The organism is Hydrogenophaga sp. UC242_53, from assembly GCF_042696965.1.
In the GTDB taxonomy this organism is placed as follows: Bacteria; Pseudomonadota; Gammaproteobacteria; order Burkholderiales; family Burkholderiaceae_C; genus Hydrogenophaga.
In genome coordinates this window covers 3313792-3333095 of the sequence record NZ_CP170552.1, presented here as the reverse complement: position 1 = coordinate 3333095, position 19304 = coordinate 3313792, and the positions used below count along the sequence as shown (strand labels likewise).

Below are 19304 nucleotides of genomic sequence, written 5' to 3'. Positions count from 1 at the left end.
GGTCTCCTCCTTTACCCCGCTGCGCAGAACGCCACCCGCTCACGAGGCCGACGTGACGTTGGCGCGAAAACAGACCGAACGCCCTTAGGCCATCGGCGAGGGGGGAATGGCGCAGCGGAGTAAAGGAGGAGGGCGGCGCAGCCGACCCGGGGACATCCGCGGAGCCATTCCCCTCTCGCCGATGGCCGCCGTCGGCCGGAGAAAAACTCAGCGAGACGCCCAGAACCCCAGATGGGGCTCCAGCATCTCGGCCTCCAGCGAGGGCACAGGCCCGATGACCTCGATGACCTTCTGCCCCCGCGCAAGAACCTCCCGGCAGGGCAGCGACAGAGTGGGGTTCTCCTCGTGGCTGCCCGTCAACGCCAACAAGGCCTCCTCGCTCGCGCCATAGACCACGCGCCCGATGTTGGCCCAATACAGCGTGCCCGTGCACATGGCACAAGGCTCGAACGTCGTCACCAGCGTGCAGCGCGCCAGGTACTCGCCGGGATAGTTGTCGGCCGCCACGCGGGCCAGCGTCGACTCCGCGTGGTTCACCGTGTCGATGTTGCCCTGCTCGGCCAACACCGTCTCCCCATCCGGCGCCACCAGCAAGGCCCCGAACGGATGCCGGCCCATGCCCGCCGCACGCCGTGCCACCCCGTTGGCGCGGCGCAGGTGCTTCGCCACCTGTTCCGGACTCATGCGCTCTGCGAGCCGCGGTGCGCCCAACCCGTGGTGTGCTTCTCGATGAAACTGAACAGCTCGTACATCGCCATCGCCATCACGCCCACCACCAGCAGACCGCTGAAGGCCAGACCCATCTGCATCGACGAACCCGCCGAGATCAGCAGATAACCAATGCCCTCGTTCGACGCCGTCATCTCCGACACCGTCGTGCCCACGAAGGCCAGCGTGATCGCCACCTTCAGCGAACCGAAGAAATACGGCATCGAGCGCGGCAGGCCCACCTTGGTCAACACGTCCCAGCGCTTGGCGCCCAGCACGCGCAACACGTCCTCCAGCTCAGGCTCCAGCGTGGCCAGGCCGGTGGCGATGTTCACCATGATGGGGAAGAACGAGATCAGGAAGGCCGTGAGAATCGCCGGGCCCACGCCGATGCCGAACCACACCACCAGGATCGGCACGAAGGCCGCCTTGGGCAGGGCGTTGAACGCCGTCATCAGCGGATAGACCGCCGCATACGCCAGGCGCGAGCTGCCGATGAGGAAGCCCAGCAGCACACCGACCACGATGGCGATGCCGAACCCGGCCATGGTCACCCAGTAGGTGCGCCAGGCGTGGCCCAGGATGGTGACCTTGTGTTCCAGCGTCTGCTCCCAGATGCGTGAAGGGCTCGGAAAGATGAATTCCGAGACGCCGAAACCCCGGGTGATGATTTCCCAGAGGATGACGATGGCCAGCAGCAGCAGGAACGGCGACCATCGTTCCAGGTGTTTTTGTTGCATGTTCTTTGACTCCCGCTTCCTTATTGGTTGATGACGGTGCCGGCCTTGCGCATGGCGCCAATGTGGCCGCGCAGCTCGAGCACGATGTCGGAGAACTCCTTGGTGTAGGTCACCTCCAGGTCGCGCGTGCGCGGGATCGGGATCTCACGCTGCACCACGAAGCGGCCCGGGCTGCGGCTCATGCAGTACACCGTGTCGGCCAGGAAGACCGATTCGCGCAGGTCGTGCGTGACCAGGATCACGTTGAAACGCTGCGCCTCCCACAGGTCGCGCAGCGTGCACCAGAGTTCCTCGCGGGTGAAGGCGTCGAGCGCGCCGAAGGGCTCGTCGAGCAGCAGCATCTTGGGCTCGTGGATCAGCGCGCGGCAGATGCTGGCGCGCTGCTGCATGCCGCCCGAGAGCTCCCAGGGAAACTTCTTCTCCATGCCGCCCAGGCCCACGCTGGCCAGCAGCTTCTTCGCGCGTTCCTCGTATTCCTTGCGCCGGTCCTTGAACTGGCTGCGGTAGGGCTCGACGATTTCGAGCGGCAGCAGCACGTTGTCCAGCGTGGTGCGCCAGGGCAGCAGCGAGGGCGCCTGGAAGGCCATGCCCGAGATCTTCAGCGGGCCGGTGACGGGTTGGCCGTCGATGCGGATCTTGCCCATGCTGGGCATCTTCAACCCGGTGGTGAGCTTCATGAAGGTGGACTTGCCACAACCCGAGGGGCCGACGATGGCGATGAACTCGCCGCGTTTGACCTTGAGGTTGATGTCTTCCACCGCGAAGACGTTCTGGGCCAGCAGGTCTTCGTTGTAGGCCAGCCAGACCTGGTCGAAATCGACGAAGGGCTGGTCGCTGGAGGGGTCTTGCATGGGGTCGTCTTCCTGAAAAAAAGGCCAGCCGCCGTGGGGTGGCTGGCCGGGGCCGCGGGCTGGCGGCCGGTGGCCGTTCTTACTTCTTGGCGGGGGGCAGCACGTTGAGTTCGGCGGCCGAGGGCAGCATGGAGCCGTTCCAGATCGTGGCCGGGTCGATGCGGGTCTTGGTGCCGTAGGCGTCCGACACCTGGGAGGCCATCAGCGAGAGGCGGCCGGGGTTGACCTGGCCGAAGCCTTCCTTGCGCGCGTCGGGGCTGGCGACCACGGAGTCGATGGCCAGCACCAGGCGGCGGGTTTCCAGCGGCACGTTGATGATGCCGTCGCGCGCCTTCACGGTATCGATGCTGGCGGCCGGGTTGGCCATGACTTCCTTGGCGCCCTTGGCGAAGGCGGTCAGGAAGGCTTTCACGGCAGCCGGGTTCTCCTTGATGATCTTGGGCGAGGCAATGATCACGTTGCCGTACAGCTTCACGCCGTGATCGGCGAAGGGCATGATGACCACGTCCTCGGTCTTCACGCCGCGCGCCTCGAGGTTGAGCAGCGAGGTGAACGAGAAGCCCGTGATGGCGTCGATGTCGCCGCGCACCAGCATGGTTTCGCGCAGCGGCGGGTCCATCGAAGTCCAGTTCGCGTTGGAGAGGTTGTTGGCCTTCTGGAAGATCGGGTAGGCCTTGCGGCCGGCGTCGAACACCGGGGCACCGAGCTTCTTGCCGTTGAGGTCGGCGGGCTTGGTGATGCCGCTCTTCTTGAGCGCGAGCACCGCGGCCGGCGTGTTGTTGTAGACCATCATCACGGCCACCGGCTTGTTCGGCGCTTCCGGGTTGTTGGCGTGGAATTCCATCAGCGCGGCCAGATCGGCGAAGCCCAGGTCGTAGCTGCCCGAGGCCACGCGGGTGACGGTGCCGCCCGAGCCGTTGCCGGAGTCGATCGTCACGTCCAGGCCGGCGGCCTTGAAGTAGCCCTTGGCGGCGGGTTGCAGGAACAGCGCGGCAGGACCCTCGAAACGCCAGTCGAGCTGGAACTTGATCGGCGTCTGCGCGTGGGCGCTGCTGCCGAAGGCGGCGGCCGCGGCCAGGGCAGCGGTGATCTTGATGAGGTGGCGCTTGTTCATGGGTTCTCCTGTGATGGGCGGGGTTGCAGGGGGTTGCTCAGCTGTCACCCGGGCATGCCTTGTCATCAGCAATAAAGGTGCCAGCAAAGCGTGGGCGGCAAAAAGGCGCCGGGGCGCCTTTTGAGCACAGAATTTGTATACAGATTCTTGTTCGAGACGTTCGGTGCGTCATCGAGACTAACCCTGAATGGTGCGCACCACATCGGGGCTTGCACCATGTCCGGGCGCGGTGCGCGCATGAAAAAGGCCCCCGAAGGGGCCTTGTCGAAAGGGCGCGGGCGAAGCGCTCAGTGCGCCTCGGCGTGTTTGGCCGCTTCGATGGCGGCGCTGGTGTCGCCCCGGCTGCCATTGAAGTACAGGTTGAGCGCGACCGCGCTGATGGAGGCCAGCAGGATGCCGGACTCGATCAGGGGGTGGATGGCGTGCGGCATCCACATCTTGAAGTTGGGTGCGACCAGCGGGATCATGCCGAAGCCGATCGAGACAGCCACGATGAAGAGGTTGTTGCGGTTGCCCTTGTAGTCCACGCCGGCCAGGATGCGGATGCCGGTGGCGGCCACCATGCCGAACATCACCAGGCCCGCGCCACCCAGCACGAAGGTGGGCAGGGACTCGACCAGCGCCGCCATCTTGGGCAGCAGGCCCAGCACGATGAGGATGACGCCGCCGGCCACGCAGACGAAGCGGCTCTTGACGCCGGTGACGCCGACCAGGCCCACGTTCTGCGAGAAGCTGGTGTAGGGGAAGGTGTTGAAGATGCCGCCGATGAGCGTGCCCAGGCCATCGGTGCGCAGGCCCGCGGTCAGGGCCTTCTGGTCGATCTTGCGGTCGGTCATGTCGCCCAGCGCGAGGAACATGCCGGTGGATTCGATCATCACCACGATCATGACCAGGCTCATGGTCAGGATGAGGATGGGGTCGAAGATGGGCATGGCAATCTCGAACGGCAGCACCACATCGAACCAGTTGGCGTGTTTGACTTTCTCGAAGGTCATGAGGCCGGTGGCGGCGGCGACCACGGCGCCGACGACGATGCCCAGCAGCACCGAGATGTTGGCGATGAAGCCGCGCGCGTATTTGGCGATGAGCAGGATGGCGGCCAGCACGATGGCGGCGATGGCGATGTGGGCGGGCTGTGCGTAGGCGGGGTTGGGCACGCTGCTGGCGATGGACAGGCCTTTGGGCATGTCGGGCACCAGGCCTTTGGCGGTGGCCTCGTTCACGGTGTGCAGCCAGGTGATGTGCTCGGTGTTGGGGACGAAGGGGCTGGTGGCGCCGACGGGGTTGCCGAAGATCCAGTTGATGCCCACGCGCATGAGGCTGATGCCGATGACCGCGATGATGGTGCCGGTGACCACGGGTGGGAAGAAGCGCAGCATGCGGCTGACGATGGGCGCGATGAGGATGGAGACGATGCCCGCGCCGATGATGGAGCCGAAGATGAGGCCCGCGCCCTGGATGCCGGGGTTGGTGTTGGCCATGGCGACCATGGGGGCGACGGAGGCGAAGGTGACGCCCATCATCACGGGCAGCTTGATGCCGAACCATTGGGTGGCGCCCAGGGCCTGGATCAGCGTGACGAGGCCGCAGCAGAAGAGGTCGGCGGAGATGAGCATGCCAGCCTGCTCGGGGCTGAGCTTGAGCGCGCGGCCCACGATGAGGGGGACCGCGACGGCACCGGCGTACATCACGAGCACGTGTTGCAGGCCGAGCGCGGTGAGTTTGCCGGGGGGCAGGACTTCATCAACCGGGTGGACGGAGGTGGACATGGGGGTCTCCTTGAGGGGCGTGGTTCGGCTTCAATGCATGCAAAACTGTATACAGATTATGTGTACTGTCGAATTGGGCTCGGCCTAGGGGAAACCCGGTTTCGGACCGGCGGCTGGCTTGTTTCACGGGTGATTCGCTTTCCTGTGGCACCGGTCGCCGGCGCCGAGGGGGCGTGGCTCCGCGACTGTCCCCCGGACCGGCTGCGCCGGTCCTCCTCCTCCTTTACGTCGCTGCGCCACACCCCCTCGTCACCAACGACCTCCAGGCGCTCGCGATTGAAAGACCGAGGGTGGGTGTGCCTACATCACTTCGGCCCAGGGATGCCCGGCGCTCTGCGCAGCGGGGTAAAGGAGGAGCCCCGGCGAAGCCGGGGCGGGGGACACCCGCGGAGCAGAGTGCCGGGCGTCCCTGGGCCCGCGAGGTGCAGGCGAAAAAAGGGGCGCCCGAGGCGCCCCTTCCCAAACACAAGCGAGAAGACTCAGTTCTTCACCACACCACTGGCCGCCGCCAGCGCCGTCATGTTGAGCACCCGCCGCACCGTGGCCGCCGGCGTGAGGATGTGCACCGTGCCGGCCGCGCCCATGAGGATGGGGCCGACGGTGACGCCGCCGCTGGTGGTCGTCTTCATCACGTTGTAGAGGATGTTGGCCGCATCCAGGTTCGGGCAGATCAGCAGATTCGCCGAACCCGTCAGCGTGGTCTCGGCCAGGTAGGCGGCGCGGATCTCGGGCTGCAGCGCGGCGTCCCCGTGCAGCTCGCCGTCGCACTCGATCTCGGGGTGCGCCGCCACGAACAGGTCGCGCGCATCGGCCATCTTGCGAGCGGAAGCGCGCTTGCTCGACCCATAGCTGGAGTGCGACAGGAAAGCCACCTTGGGCGGCAGCCCGAAACGCTGCACTTCCTGCGCCGCCATCCACGCGATCTCGGCCAGCTCCTCGGCCGACGGCGTTTCGTTGACGTACGTGTCGGCGATGAAGACCGGGCCCCGGTTCGTCATCAGCGCGTTGACCGAGGCGTACAGGCCCGCGCCCTGGCGGCGGCCCAGCACGTTGTCGATGCGCTCCAGGTGCGTCATGAAGCCGCCGACCAGGCCGCAGATGAGCGCATCCGCATCCCCCAGCGACAGCATCAGCGAACCGATGATGGTGTTGGACCGGCGCACGGCGGCCTTGCGCACCTCGGGTGTCGCGCCGTGGCGGCCCATGATCTGGTGGTAGTGCTCCCAGTACTGGCGGAAGCGCGGATCGTCTTCCGGGTTGACGTTCTGCACGTCCTGCCCGAGCTTCATGCGCAGGCCGGCCTTGGCGATGCGCGCCTCGATCACCGCCGGGCGCCCGATCAGGATCGGCAGCGCGAGCTGGTCGTCGATCGCCATCTGCGCCGCGCGCAGCGCGCGCTCGTCCTCACCGTCGGCATACGCCACGCGCTGCTTCTTCGGCAAGGCCTTGGCCGCGTTGAAGATCGGCTGCATCAGGATGCCGGTCTGGTACACGAAACGGCCCAGCTGCTGGCGGTAGGCGTCCATGTCGGTGATGGGCCGCGTTGCGCACGCCGGAATCGGCGGCGGCCTGCGCCACGGCCGGCGCGATGCGCAGGATCAGGCGCGAATCGAACGGCTTGGGGATGATGTAGTCCGGGCCGAAGCTCAGGTCCTGGCCGGCGTAGGCGTTCGCCACTTCTTCGCTGGTCTCGCTCTTCACGAGCTCGGCGATCTGGCGCACGCAGGCCAGCTTCATTTCTTCGGTGATGCGCGTGGCGCCGCAGTCGAGCGCGCCGCGGAAGATGTACGGGAAGCACAAGACGTTGTTGACCTGGTTCGGGTAGTCGCTGCGGCCGGTGGCGATGATGCAGTCCGGCCGCACGGCCTTGGCCAGCTCGGGCCGGATCTCCGGCTCGGGGTTGGCCAGGGCGAGCACGATGGGCTTGGGGCCCATGGTCTTCATCATCTCGGCCGTGAGCACCCCCGGAGCCGAGCAGCCCAGGAACACGTCGGCGCCGTCGACCGCGTCGGCCAGCGTGCGCTTGTCGGTCTTCTGCGCGTAGCGCGCTTTCGACTCGTCGTAGCCACCGGGCCGGCCTTCGTAGACCACGCCCTTGGAGTCGCAGACGAAGATGTTGTCGCGCGCCACGCCCAGGCCCACCATCACGTCCAGGCAGGCGATGGCGGCGGCGCCCGCGCCGCTGACGGCGAGCTTGACCGAGCCGATGTCCTTGCCCACCAGCTCCAGGCCGTTGATCAGGGCGGCGGCCGAGATGATGGCTGTGCCGTGCTGGTCGTCGTGGAACACCGGGATGCCCATGCGCTCGCGCAGCTTCTTCTCGATGTAGAAGCACTCGGGTGCCTTGATGTCCTCGAGGTTGATGCCGCCCAGCGTGGGTTCGAGCGAGGCGATGATCTCGACCAGCTTGTCCGGGTCCTTCTCGTCGAGCTCGATGTCGAACACGTCGATGCCGGCGAACTTCTTGAACAGGCAGCCCTTGCCTTCCATCACGGGCTTGGCGGCCAGCGGGCCGATGTCGCCCAGGCCGAGCACGGCCGTGCCGTTGGTGACCACGCCCACGAGGTTGCCGCGCGAGGTGTACTCGGCCGCCATCGCGGGGTCGGCCTCGATGGCCAGGCAGGGGTAGGCCACGCCGGGGGAGTAGGCCAGCGAGAGGTCGCGCTGGTTGGACAGGGGCTTGGTGGGGGTGACGGCGATCTTGCCGCGCGAGGGCGTGCGGTGATACTCGAACGCGGCGTCGCGCAGGGCTTGTTCAGCAGGGGTCATGTTGTCTCCAGAGAGCTTGAATGCGGGTTCATTGTGTCACGCGTTCAAGCCCTCAAGACCGCGCCGGGCGCGGTGTTTCATGGATGGTTCAGGCGGGTTGCAGCAGCTCGAAGAGGGTGCGCGCGATCACCTTGGTGGCGCGCTTGAGGTCGTCGAGCTGCAGGTGCTCGTCGGCGCGCTTGGCGTTCGATTCGCGCACCGTGCGCGGGCCCGCGCCGTAGATCACGCCGGGGATGCCGCGCTCCACGTACAGGCGCACGTCGGTGTAGAGCGGCGTGCCCACGGCGGGGATGGTTTCGCCGAACACGGCCTGGCCGTGCTTCTGGATCGCCCGCACCAGCGGCTGGTTGCCGGGCAGCGGCTTCATGGCGCGCGCGAGCAGGATGCGGCGCACGTCCACCTTGAGCTCACGGCCGCCGCGCGGCGGCTGGAAGCTGGCCGCGGCCTGTTCGATGGTGCGGCGCAGCGATGCTTCCACCTCGGCCGGGTCTTCCTCGGGGATCATGCGGCGGTCCACCTTGAGCACCACCTTGCCGGGGATCACGTTGGTGTTGGTGCCGCCGCTGATCTGGCCCACGTTGAGGTAGGGGTGGGTGATGCCTTCGACCTGGGAGGTGACCTTCAGGTAGTCGGCGTTGAGCGCGTACAGCGCGTTGAGGATGTGGGTGGCGCCTTGCAGCGCGTCGGTGCCGCTGTCGGGAATGGCGGCGTGCGCCATGTCGCCATGCACCGTCACCTCCAGCTGCAGGCAGCCGTTGTGGGCCACCACCACCTGGTAGCTGAAACCGGCGGCGATCATCAGGTCGGGCTTGGTCAGGCCCTTGTTCAGCAGCCAGTCGGGGCCGACCTCGCCGCCGTATTCCTCGTCGTAGGTCACGTGCAGTTCCACGCCGCCGGCCAGCTTCGCGTTGAGCGATTCGAGCGCGCGGATCGCGAAGGTGAAGCTGGCGATGTCGCTCTTGCTCACGGCCGTGGCGCGGCCGTAGATCCGGCCGTCCACCACCTCGCCGCCGTAGGGGTCGTGCGTCCAGCCTTCGCCGGGTGGCACCACGTCGCCGTGGGCGTTGAGGGCGATGGTCTTGCCCGGCCCGTAGGGGCGGCGCACGATCAGGTTGGTGATGCTCTGCAGGCCGGCGGCCTCCACTTCGTTGGCGGGCACGGCGTGCCGTTCGGCCTTCAGGCCCATGGCGCCGAGCAGCTCGGCGGTGCGCTCGGCGTGCGGCGCGTTGTTGCCCGGTGGCGTGTCGGTGGGCACGCGCACGAGTTCCTGCAGGAAGCGCACCTCCTCGTCGAAGTGGGCGTCGATCCAGGCATCCAGTTGGTGTTCGGTGGTCATGATGGCGTTCAGTTCGGGTGTTCGGTGGCGAGTTGGTCGAGCAGGTGCGAGAAGGCGTTCACGCCCAGTTCCATGTCGTCGCTGGTGGTGGACTCCAGCGGGTTGTGGCTGATGCCGCTGTTGAGGCCGCGCACGAAGAGCATGGCCTGCGGCATGACCTCGTGCAGTTTCATGGCGTCGTGGCCGGCACCGCTGGGCATGCGGTGCAGCGGCACACCCAGGGCGGCCACGGCCTTTTCCCAGCGCGCCTGCCAGGCGGGTGCGCTGGGCGCGGCCGCCGCGCGCATGGTTTCTTCGGTCTTCAGGCCGATGCCGCGGCGCTCGCAGATGCCGCGCAGCTGCGCGAGGATGTCGCGCTCCAGCGCATCGCGCTGTTCGTTGCTGGGCGCGCGCAGATCGAGCGAGAACAGGCAGCGGCCGGGCACCACGTTGATCGATCCGCCGGGCACCTGCAGCATGCCGATGGTGGCGACCGAGTCGCCGTCGGCGGCGGCACGCTGCTCGGCGTAGAGCGCGAGTTCGGCCACCGCGCTGGCGGCGTCGCGCCGGCGGTCCATGGGCGTGGTGCCGGCGTGGCTGGCCATGCCGACGGCTTCGCACAGGTAACGCACGCTGGCGTTGATGGAGGTGACCACGGCCAGCGGCAGATCCATCTCGTTGAGCACCGGGCCCTGTTCGATGTGCACTTCCACGAAGCCGAGGTACTTCGAGGGGTCGCGCTCCAGCGCCCCGATGGCCTCCAGCGTGGCGGGCAGGCCGGCGTGCCGCATGGCGTCGCGCATGCTCACGCCATCGGCGTCCAGCTGATCGAGCCACGCGGGGTTGAAGTGGCCGGTGAGCGCGCCCGAGCCCAGGAAGGTGGCCTTGTAGCGCTGGCCTTCCTCTTCGGCGAAGCCGATCACCTCGAAGGCGAACGGCAGGCGCCGGCCCGCAGTGTGCAGCTGCTGCACGCAGGCCATGGGCACGAAGATGCCCAGGCGGCCGTCGTACTTGCCGCCGTTGCGCACGGTGTCGTAGTGGCTGCCCGTGAGCAGGGCCGGGGCATCGGGCGTGCTGCCGTGGTAGCGGCCGACCACGTTGCCCACGGCGTCGATGTGCACCTCGTCGAAACCGCAGTCGCGCATGCGGGCAGCGATGTCGGCGGCGCAGGCGCGGTGCGCGTCGGTCAGGTAGGTCACGGTGAGCTGGCCGTGTTCGGCGAAGCCGGGGTCGCTGTGGCGCGCGAGGTCTTCGTGCCAGTCCCACACGCGGTGGCCGACGGTGGGCTCGAAGCCGAACTTGTCGTTCAGCCGGATCTCGGCGATGCGGTGGATGTTGCGCAGGCACTCGGCGCGCTCGAAGTCCACCGGGTGGCCCAGACGGCGCTCGAAGGTGGCGATGATCTCGCGCTTGTTCAGGCCGACGCCGCGCGGGCCGCGCACCGCGAGGATGAACGGGAAACCGAACTTCGCGTTGTATTGCGCGTTGAGCTGCTGGATGTGCGCGAACTCCTCGGGCGTGCAGTTCGTGAGGCCGGCCTTGGTCTGCTCGTTGGTGGACTCGGCGGTGAGCGACTTGGCCACCATGGCCTTGCCCGCGAGTTCCGGGTGGGCGCGGATCAGCGCGAGCTGCGGCTCCCGGCCGGCCTGGTTGAGCACGGTCACCATGGCGTGCTTGAGCGCGGCCAGCGAGGCGAAGGGGCGTTGGGCCAGCGCCTGTTCCGCGATCCAGGGCGAGTGTTCGTAGAGGCCGTCGAGCATCTGCGTGGCTTCGGCCAGCGGCGCTCGGTTGAGTTGTTCCAGGGTGATGGGCATGGGGGCGGCCTCAGGCGGCATGTTCAGGGGGCGTCAAGGGGTGGGTGGCTGTCCAGTGGCGCGCGATGTCCAGGCGCCGCGCGACCCAGACCTTGTCGTGTTGCTGGATGTGGTCCAGGAAACGCTGCAGCGCGGTGATGCGGCCGGGCCGGCCGAGCAGGCGGCAGTGCATGCCGATGCTCATCATCTTGGGCCGGTCCAGGCCGTCGGGGTCGCCTTCGGCGTAGAGCGCGTCGAAGGTGTCCTTCAGGTACTGGAAGAACGGGTCGGCATGCGAGTAGCCCTGGGGCAGCGCGAAGCGCATGTCGTTGCAGTCCAGCGTGTAGGGCACGATGAGCTGGTGCGCGTCGCTGCCGTCGGTCTTGCGCACCTTCATCCAGAACGGCAGGTCGTCGCCGTAGTAGTCGCTGTCGTATTCGAAGCCGCCGTAGTCGGCCACCAGGCGGCGCGTGTTGGGGCTGTCGCGGCCGGTGTACCAGCCCAGGGGCCGGCTGCCGGTGAGGCGTTCGATCAGTTGCATGGCCTGCGCCATGTGGGCGCGCTCGGTGGCCTCGTCCACGTTCTGGTAGTGGATCCACTTGAGGCCGTGGCAGGCGATGTCGTAACCCAGCTCCTTGAAAGCGGCGGTCACGTCCGGGCTGCGCTGCAGGGCGGTGCGCGCGCCGAACACGGTGAGCGGCAGGCCGCGCCGCTCGAACTCGCGCAGGATGCGCCAGACGCCGGCGCGCGAGCCGTATTCGTAGATGCCTTCCATGCTGATGTGGCGCGCGGTGTAGGCCGCGGGATTGAACATCTCGGACAGGAACTGCTCGGACGCGTCGTCACCATGCAGCACGCTGTTCTCGCCGCCTTCTTCGTAGTTCAGCACGAACTGCACGGCGATGCGCGCGCCGTTGGGCCAGCGGGCATGAGGCACATCGCGGCCGTGGCCGGCCAGATCGCGCGGGTAATCGCGCGTGGAGTCGTAAAGCGTCATGACAAGGCCATGGAGATGTCGTTGGTCGGCAGCTTGCGGTCGAAGGTCAGGTTTTCCTCCACGTGCAGCAGGTGTTCGTTCATCAGGCGCACCGCCAGTTCCTCGTCGCGCGCGGCCAGGGCCTTGACGATGTCGGCGTGTTCGTCGTTCGAGTGTTCGGCGGCCTGGTTGCTCTGGTACATGAGGGTGATCAGGGCGCAGCGCGAGATGAGTTCGCGCAGCAGCTCGGACAGCACCTGGTTGCCCATGAGCTCGGCCATGCGCACGTGGAAGTCGCCCAGCAACTCGGTGCGACCGGCCACGTCCTCGTTGTTGACGGCCATCTTTTCCTGCGCCACGTGTTCGCGCAGCGCCTTGATCTTGGCGTTGGTCACGGTCTTCACGAAGGCGCGCGTCATCTCCACCTCGAGCATGCGGCGCACGGCGAACACCTGCTGCGCCTCCTGCACCGAGGGCGTGCGCACGAAGGCCCCGCGCGCCGGTTCGAGCCGGATCAGCCGGTTCTGCGAGAGCTGGAACAAGGCCTGGCGCACCAGGGTGCGCGAGACGCCGAAGTGGTCGGCCAGCTTCTGCTCGGCCAGCTTGGTGCCCGGGTGCAACCGGTGCTCCACGATGGCCCGCGTGAGCGACTCGACGATGTGCAGGGTGCTGGAGGTTTCCATGCGGCGCATCATATCCAGAAAAACAAAAAGTGTATACACTTTCGGTCGACCATCAAACACTGGAAGGACAACACACCATGGGCTTGAGCACACACGTTCTGGACACGATGCACGGCTGCCCTGCCGCCGGCATGGTGGTGGAACTGCACACCACCGAGGGCGACAAGGCCACGCTCGTCAAACGCTTCACGCTGAACGCGGACGGGCGCAACCCGGACGGGCCGCTGTACGACAACGCCAGCCTGAAGGTGGGCACCTACCGGCTGGTGTTCGACGTGACGGGGTATTTCGCGGCCAAGGGCGTGAAGCTGCCCGAGCCCAATTTCCTCAACCGCGTGTCGCTGGACTTCGGCGTGGCGCACACCGACCAGCACTACCACGTGCCGCTGCTGGTGAGCCCCTGGAGTTACTCCACCTACCGGGGCAGCTGAGCGGGCATAAAAAAAACCCGCCGGATGGCGGGTTTTTTTTCGAAGGGATCGAGGCCTACTTGTCACGCTGGCCTTCTGTCAGCGTGTCGAGCTGGAATTTGCCGCTCTTGTCCCACAGCCAGACCTCGGTGTAGGTCACGCTGCCCATGCGCACGGGCGCGGGGAAGGGGGCGGCGGCGCGCACGGTGCGCTCGATCTCGCGCATCACGTCGGGCACATGGCTGGGCGCGCGCATCCAGTTGATGTTCTGCACATTGCCGCGGCCATCGACCTGCACCTGCAGCACACCCACGGCATGCATCAGGGGCGGCAGCTGGCCCTTGTAAATGCGGTGGGCATTGCGTTCGTAGATGTGGCGCGCGCCGTCCTTGCGGTAGTCGTGCGGCGAGGCGGCGTGCGAAATGAAGTCGGGTGCGGGCAGGGCGCTCACGGGCGGCGGCGGTGCGGGCACCGGAGCCGGTGGTGGGGGCGGTGGCGGTGGCGGCGGTGGGGGCAGCGGCGCGGCACAGGCGGCCAGCAGGGCGGCGGTGCACAGGCCGAGCCAGCCCCAGGGCGCGCGGGGCTGGTCGGCGGCGTCCGCGCGCGGGGCCGGACGGGGAGCGGGGGTGATGTCTCTCATGGTGGCTGACCTGCAAAGGGATCGGGGGTCGGGCGGGGTCTTCGGCTGGACCATATGGCGGGGCGGATGAAGTGTATGGGCGTTTTCGGTAGGGCGTGGGTACAGTAGGGGCGGATACTGGGTGTCCTCGATTCCGATTGCGTGTCCATACCTCTTTTTTGACGGCGGCGCCACAGATGCTCTCAGACCTTGAAGCCTTTTTATTGCGTCTGGCGACGGAGCGCGCCGTGCTGGTGACGGTCGGCGCGACGCGCGGATCCGTGCCGCGCGAAACCGGTGCGTGGATGGCGGTGTTCGCGGGCGCGGCGGGTGGCGCGGTCGGCACCATCGGTGGCGGGCACCTGGAGTGGGACGCGATGCGGCATGCGCGCGAGGCGCTGGGGCGCGGGGCCAGCGAGCGGCCCGCCGCCTGGTCGCAGGCGGTCACCCTGGGCCCCAGCCTGGGCCAGTGCTGCGGCGGGGCCCTGGTGCTGCAATTCGAACTGGTCGATGCCTCCTGCCGCGAGGCGCTGCGCCAGCGCCTGACCTTTGGCCATGCGCCGCTGGCGCTGTTCGGCGGTCGCCACGTGGGCCGCGCCCTGGTGCAGGCGCTGGCGCCGCTGCCGTTCGATGTGACGTGGATCGACAGCCGGGACGAGGTGTTTCCGCACGACCTGCCGATCGGGGTGCGCACCGAGTACTCCGAACCGGTGCAGCTCGCGGTGCGCGACCTGGCGCCGCGCTCCAGCGTGCTGATCATGAGCTTCTCGCACGCCGAAGACCTCGACATCGTGGCGGCTTGCCTGCAACGGCAACGGCAACATGACGATCTGGGCTTCGTGGGGCTGATCGGCAGCAAGACCAAGTGGGCGACCTTCCAGCGCCGCCTGCGCCAGCGCGGTTTCAGCGAGGCGGAGCTGGCGCGAATCACCTGCCCCATCGGCCTGCCGGGCATCCAGGGCAAGGCGCCGGCCGTGATCGCCGCCTCGGTGGTGGCGCAGTTGTTGCTTGTCTGCGAAACCACGGCCGATGCGCGCATGACCTCTTGAATGTTCTCAAAAAGTGTATACACTTTGGCCGACCGGTCGCAGCGGAGCGGGTGTTCCCACAACACTCAAACGCGGCCCTCAGACGACTCAGAGCGCCCGCGGTGGTGAGTCGCAAGCCCTGACCTTGCCTTGAGGTGCCATGGAAACTTACCTGCTCGACTGGGCCAATCTGCTGCTTCGCTGGCTGCACGTCATCGTGGCCATTGCCTGGATTGGCTCATCTTTCTATTTCGTCTTTCTTGACAGCAGCCTCACCCCGCCGGAGGACGAGCAGCTCAAGAAGGACGGTGTCAGTGGCGAACTCTGGGCCCTGCACGGCGGCGGCTTCTACCACCCGGTGAAGTTCGCGGTCTCGCCGCCCAAGCTGCCCGACCACCTGCACTGGTTCTACTGGGAGAGTTACTCCACCTGGCTCTCGGGCTTCGCGCTGTTCCTCATCTCCTACCTCTGGAGCCCGAGCGTCTACCTGATCGACCCGAAGGTGTTCGAGTGGTCGCCGGCCGCGGCGATCGCCACCGCACTGGGTTTCCTGGTGGTGTTCTGGCTGCTGTACGACGCGATCTGCCGCACGCTGGGCCAGAAGGAGAACGGTGACGCCAAGGTGGGCGCGCTGGTGCTGGTGCTGGTGTGCGTGGCGGCCTGGCTCGCCACGCAGCTGTTCGCCGGGCGCGCGGCCTTCCTGCTGGTGGGCGCGATGATTGCCACCGCCATGAGCGCCAACGTGTTCTTCTGGATCATCCCGGGCCAGCGCACGGTGGTGGCCGACCTCAAGGCCGGCCGACCGGTCGACCCCATCCACGGCAAGCGCGGCAAGCAGCGCAGCGTGCACAACACCTACTTCACGCTGCCGGTGGTGTTCGCGATGCTGAGCAACCACTACAGCTTCACCTACACGCACCCGCAGAACTGGCTGATCCTCATCGGCATGATGTTCGCCGGCGCGGCGATCCGCCAGTTCTTCGTGATGCGCCACGGTTACAAGCTGGGCCGCAACAAGCACCCCTGGCCGTATGCGGTGGCTGGCGTGGTGGCGCTGATTGCGCTGATCGTCTGGCTCAAGCCGGCGCCGGTGCAGGCGGTGGCGGTGCCCGCCACCGTGAGCTATGCGCAGGTCAAGCCGGTGATCGACCAGCGCTGCGTGATGTGCCATGGCGAGGCGCTGCAGTCCAAGAACGTGCGGCTGGACACGCCCGATGCGCTCAAGCAGCACGCGCAGGCGGTGTACCAGCAGGCGGTGGTCACGCGGCTGATGCCGATGAACAACGCGACCGGGCTCACCGAGGAAGAGCGCGCCTTGATCGGCCAATGGTTCAAGGGCGGCGCGAAGACAGAGTGACCCCCCGCAGCGCTTCGCGCTACCCCCTCAGGGGGCAACACCTGCGGCCTGGCAAAGCCAGTTCCGCGGTGTTTCGGGTCTTGTCATGTCGCTCCGGTGAGGGGGTGTGATCTGCGGTAACCTCGTGACCGATTTCACAACCTCCGAGCAGAGCACACCATGAAGACGCAAGCCGCCGTGGCCTGGAAAGCAGGCCAGCCCCTGACCATTGAAACCGTGGACCTGGAGGGGCCGAAATTCGGCGAGGTGCTGGTTGAGATCAAGGCCACCGGCATCTGCCACACCGACTACTACACGCTCTCGGGCGCGGACCCCGAAGGCATCTTCCCGGCCATCCTGGGCCACGAAGGCGCGGGCATCGTGGTCGACGTGGGCCCGGGCGTGACCACGCTCAAGAAGGGCGACCACGTCATTCCGCTGTACACGCCCGAATGCCGCCAGTGCAAGTTCTGCCTGAGCCGCAAGACCAACCTGTGCCAGCTGATCCGCGGCACGCAGGGCAAGGGCCTGATGCCCGATGCCACCAGCCGCTTCAGCCTGGACGGCAAGCCCATCTTCCACTACATGGGCACCAGCACCTTCAGCAACTACACCGTGGCGCCCGAGATCTCGCTGGCCAAGATCCGCGAGGACGCCCCGTTCGACAAGGTCTGCTACATCGGCTGCGGCGTGACCACCGGCATCGGCGCGGTGATCTTCACCGCCAAGGTGGAGGCGGGCGCCAACGTGGTGGTGTTCGGCCTGGGTGGCATTGGCCTGAACGTGATCCAGGGCGCGAAGATGGTGGGCGCGGACAAGATCATCGGTGTGGACCTCAACCCCGCCCGCCAGGAGATGGCGCGCAAGTTCGGCATGACGCACTTCATCAACCCGAAGGAGGTGGAGAACGTGGTCGATGCCATCGTGCAGCTGACCGACGGTGGGGCCGACTACAGCTTCGAGTGCATCGGCAACACGCAGGTGATGCGACAGGCGCTGGAGTGCACGCACAAGGGCTGGGGCCGCAGCATCATCATCGGCGTGGCCGAGGCCGGTGCCGAGATCAGCACGCGCCCGTTCCAGCTGGTCACCGGCCGCAAATGGGAAGGCTCGGCCTTCGGCGGCGCGCGAGGCCGCACCGATGTGCCCAAGATCGTCGACTGGTACATGGACGGCAAGATCAACATCGACGACCTGATCACCCACAAGCTCAAGCTGGCCGACATCAACGAGGGCTTCGCGCTGATGAAGCGCGGCGAGTCCATCCGCGCTGTCGTGGAGTTCTGATGGTGCTGGAGACCTTGAGCGAGCACCGCTGCTTCGGCGGCGTGCAGGGCTTTTACCGCCACGCCTCGGCCGGGATCGGCCTGCCGATGAAGTTCGGCGTGTTCGTGCCGCCGCAGGCCGCGCAGGGCCCGGTGCCGGTGCTGTTCTACCTGGCGGGGCTGACCTGCACCGAGGAGACTTTCGCCATCAAGGCCGGCGCGCAGCGTGTGGCGGCCGAGCTGGGCCTGATGCTGGTCTCGCCCGACACCAGCCCGCGCGACACCGGCATCGAGGGCGCGAGCGCGGCCTGGGACTTCGGCCACGGCGCGGGCTTCTACCTCGATGCCACGCAAGCGCCCTGGGCGGCGCACTTCCGCATGGAAAGCTGGGTCACGAAAGAGTTGCGCGGGCTCGTGCTGTCGCAGTTTCCCGCGCGGGACGACCGCGTCGGCCTCTTTGGCGACTCCATGGGTGCGCACGGAGCGCTCACGCTGGCCTTGCGCCACCCCGGGCTGTACCAGAGCGTGTCGGCGTTTGCGCCGATCGCCGCGCCCACGCAGTGCCCGTGGGGCGAGAAGGCTTTCGGTGGCTACCTGGGTGACGACCGCGCCAGCTGGGCCGCGCACGACGCCACCGAACTCGTGAAGGCCGGGCGCAAGGCGCCTCCCTTGCTGATCGACCAGGGGCTGGCGGACAATTTCCTGGCCGCCCAGCTGCACCCCCACCTGTTCGAGGCGGCCTGCGCGCAGGCCGGCCAGCCGCTCACGCTGCGCCGGCACGAGGGGTATGACCACGGTTATTACTTCATCGCCAGTTTCATCGAAGACCACTTGCGCCACCATGCGCAAACCCTTTGTGCCTGACCCCATGCGCCCGCGCCAATTCGATCTCATCGCCTTCGACTGGGACGGCACCCTGTTCGATTCCACCGCGCTCATCACCCGTTGCATCCAGTCGGCGGTGGTGGATGTCGGGGGTGTGGCGCCCACCCGCGAGGCGGCCAGCTACGTGATCGGCATGGGCCTCATGCAGGCCCTGGCCCACGCCGCGCCCGACGTGCCACCCGACCGCTACCCAGAGCTCGGGCAGCGCTACCGCCACCACTACATGGCGGCGCAGCACGAGCTGAGCCTGTTCGAAGGGGTGTTGCCGCTGCTGGCCGAGCTCAAGCGCCGCCACCACTGGCTGACGGTGGCGCACCGGCAAGAGCCGGGCGGGCCTCAACGAGGTGCTGCACACGGTGGAGCTGCAGGGCGTGTTCGATGGCTCACGGACCGCCGACGAGACCGCGGGCAAGCCCAACCCCCGCATGCTGCACGAGCTGATGCGCGAGTTTGGCGTGGCGCCCGAGCGCACCCTGATGGTCGGCGACACCACGCACGATCTGCAGATGGCCGTCAACGCCGGCTGCGCGAGCGTGGGCGTGAGCTACGGTGCGCACGAGCCGGCCAGCTTCGCGGTGCTCAACCCCTTGCACGTGGCGCATTCGGTGCGCGAACTGCACGACTGGCTGAACGCCCACGCCTGAGCCGGCCATGAGCATCCCCTCCGACGATCCGGTCTACGCGCTGTGCAACAGCCGGGATCTGGTCGATGGGGGGCGTGCCGTGTCGTTCGACGTGGTGTACGCGGGCCAGACCTGCCGCGCGTTCGCGATCCGCTACCGCGGCCAGCCGCACGCCTACCTGAACCGCTGCACCCACGTGGCGATGGAAATGGACTGGCAGCCCGATCGGTTTTTCGACGACAGCGGCCGCTGGTTGCTGTGCGCCACGCACGGCGCGGTGTACGAGCCCGACACCGGTGCCTGCCAGGGTGGGCCATGCCGGGGCGGGCTGGTCAAGATCGAACTGGTGGAGCACGACGGGGTGGTCCACTGGCGGTCACAATACCACCTCAAACCCCTTGAATTCTGAGAGCCTTCGAC

At 67.3% G+C, this 19304-nt stretch carries 16 protein-coding genes and 2 pseudogenes; 7 read left to right on the top strand and 11 right to left on the bottom strand.

The features are described 5' to 3' along the window. Positions 1-207: 207 nt before the first annotated feature. The 10 genes and pseudogenes from ACFJI0_RS16770 to ACFJI0_RS16725 all read right to left on the bottom strand — a co-directional run bounded on the left by ACFJI0_RS16770 (position 208) and on the right by ACFJI0_RS16725 (position 12727). On the bottom strand, positions 208-684 hold the full coding sequence (locus ACFJI0_RS16770) for a nucleoside deaminase (RefSeq protein WP_382321258.1): 477 nt from the start codon (positions 682-684) through the stop codon (positions 208-210). Continuing rightward, positions 681-1448 carry an ABC transporter permease gene (locus tag ACFJI0_RS16765; RefSeq protein WP_291120841.1) on the bottom strand — a complete coding sequence of 256 codons (768 nt, stop codon included), beginning with the start codon at positions 1446-1448 and terminating at the stop codon, positions 681-683. Before ACFJI0_RS16765 ends, ACFJI0_RS16770 begins: the two co-directional genes overlap by 4 nt. 20 nt (positions 1449-1468) lie before the next feature. Next, positions 1469-2299 carry an ABC transporter ATP-binding protein gene (locus ACFJI0_RS16760; protein ID WP_382155806.1) on the bottom strand — a complete coding sequence of 277 codons (831 nt, stop codon included), beginning with the start codon at positions 2297-2299 and terminating at the stop codon, positions 1469-1471. 79 nt (positions 2300-2378) lie between these two features. Further along, entirely contained in the window at positions 2379-3413 is a 1035-nt protein-coding gene (locus ACFJI0_RS16755; protein ID WP_382321257.1) for an ABC transporter substrate-binding protein, read from the bottom strand. Positions 3414-3700: 287 nt separating this feature from the next. Further along, a complete protein-coding gene (locus tag ACFJI0_RS16750) occupies positions 3701-5182 on the bottom strand; it encodes a nucleobase:cation symporter-2 family protein (RefSeq protein WP_382321255.1) in 1482 nt (493 codons plus the stop codon). A 479-nt stretch (positions 5183-5661) separates the two neighbouring features. After that, positions 5662-7951 (bottom strand): annotated as a pseudogene (locus ACFJI0_RS16745) (NADP-dependent malic enzyme). Between the two features lie 88 nt (positions 7952-8039). Then, on the bottom strand, positions 8040-9287 hold the full coding sequence (locus tag ACFJI0_RS16740; protein ID WP_382321252.1) for a M20/M25/M40 family metallo-hydrolase: 1248 nt from the start codon (positions 9285-9287) through the stop codon (positions 8040-8042). A gap of 8 nt (positions 9288-9295) precedes the next feature. Beyond that, positions 9296-11080: a 2-oxo-4-hydroxy-4-carboxy-5-ureidoimidazoline decarboxylase gene (uraD, locus tag ACFJI0_RS16735; protein ID WP_382321250.1), complete on the bottom strand. Its 1785-nt coding sequence runs from the start codon at positions 11078-11080 to the stop codon at positions 9296-9298. Between the two features lie 10 nt (positions 11081-11090). After that, a complete protein-coding gene (gene puuE, locus ACFJI0_RS16730; protein ID WP_382321249.1) occupies positions 11091-12056 on the bottom strand; it encodes an allantoinase PuuE in 966 nt (321 codons plus the stop codon). Next, positions 12053-12727 (bottom strand): GntR family transcriptional regulator, encoded by a 675-nt coding sequence (locus tag ACFJI0_RS16725; protein ID WP_382321246.1) that lies wholly within the window; start codon positions 12725-12727, stop codon positions 12053-12055. Before ACFJI0_RS16725 ends, puuE begins: the two co-directional genes overlap by 4 nt. 68 nt (positions 12728-12795) lie before the next feature. On the opposite strand from ACFJI0_RS16725, the gene uraH reads away from it, so the two are divergent. Continuing rightward, positions 12796-13149 (top strand): hydroxyisourate hydrolase, encoded by a 354-nt coding sequence (gene uraH, locus ACFJI0_RS16720; protein ID WP_291121102.1) that lies wholly within the window; start codon positions 12796-12798, stop codon positions 13147-13149. Positions 13150-13204: 55 nt separating this feature from the next. Here uraH and ACFJI0_RS16715 read toward each other — a convergent pair whose 3' ends face one another. Continuing rightward, entirely contained in the window at positions 13205-13768 is a 564-nt protein-coding gene (locus ACFJI0_RS16715; protein ID WP_382155830.1) for an energy transducer TonB, read from the bottom strand. A gap of 176 nt (positions 13769-13944) precedes the next feature. On the opposite strand from ACFJI0_RS16715, the gene xdhC reads away from it, so the two are divergent. The 6 genes and pseudogenes from xdhC to ACFJI0_RS16685 all read left to right on the top strand — a co-directional run bounded on the left by xdhC (position 13945) and on the right by ACFJI0_RS16685 (position 19293). Next, the gene (gene xdhC / locus ACFJI0_RS16710; protein WP_382321244.1) at positions 13945-14796 is read left to right on the top strand and encodes a xanthine dehydrogenase accessory protein XdhC; all 852 of its coding nucleotides are present in this window, start codon (positions 13945-13947) and stop codon (positions 14794-14796) included. 139 nt (positions 14797-14935) lie between these two features. Beyond that, on the top strand, positions 14936-16132 hold the full coding sequence (locus ACFJI0_RS16705) for a urate hydroxylase PuuD (protein WP_291121978.1): 1197 nt from the start codon (positions 14936-14938) through the stop codon (positions 16130-16132). Between the two features lie 159 nt (positions 16133-16291). Further along, complete coding sequence (locus ACFJI0_RS16700; RefSeq protein WP_382321241.1) at positions 16292-17398, top strand: S-(hydroxymethyl)glutathione dehydrogenase/class III alcohol dehydrogenase; 1107 nt, start codon at positions 16292-16294, stop codon at positions 17396-17398. 2 nt (positions 17399-17400) lie between these two features. Next, complete coding sequence (fghA, locus tag ACFJI0_RS16695) at positions 17401-18240, top strand: S-formylglutathione hydrolase (protein ID WP_382325697.1); 840 nt, start codon at positions 17401-17403, stop codon at positions 18238-18240. Between the two features lie 4 nt (positions 18241-18244). After that, positions 18245-18905 (top strand): annotated as a pseudogene (locus ACFJI0_RS16690) (HAD family hydrolase). A 7-nt stretch (positions 18906-18912) separates the two neighbouring features. Then, a complete protein-coding gene (locus ACFJI0_RS16685; RefSeq protein ID WP_291114379.1) occupies positions 18913-19293 on the top strand; it encodes a Rieske 2Fe-2S domain-containing protein in 381 nt (126 codons plus the stop codon). The last annotated feature ends 11 nt before the right edge of the window (positions 19294-19304 follow it).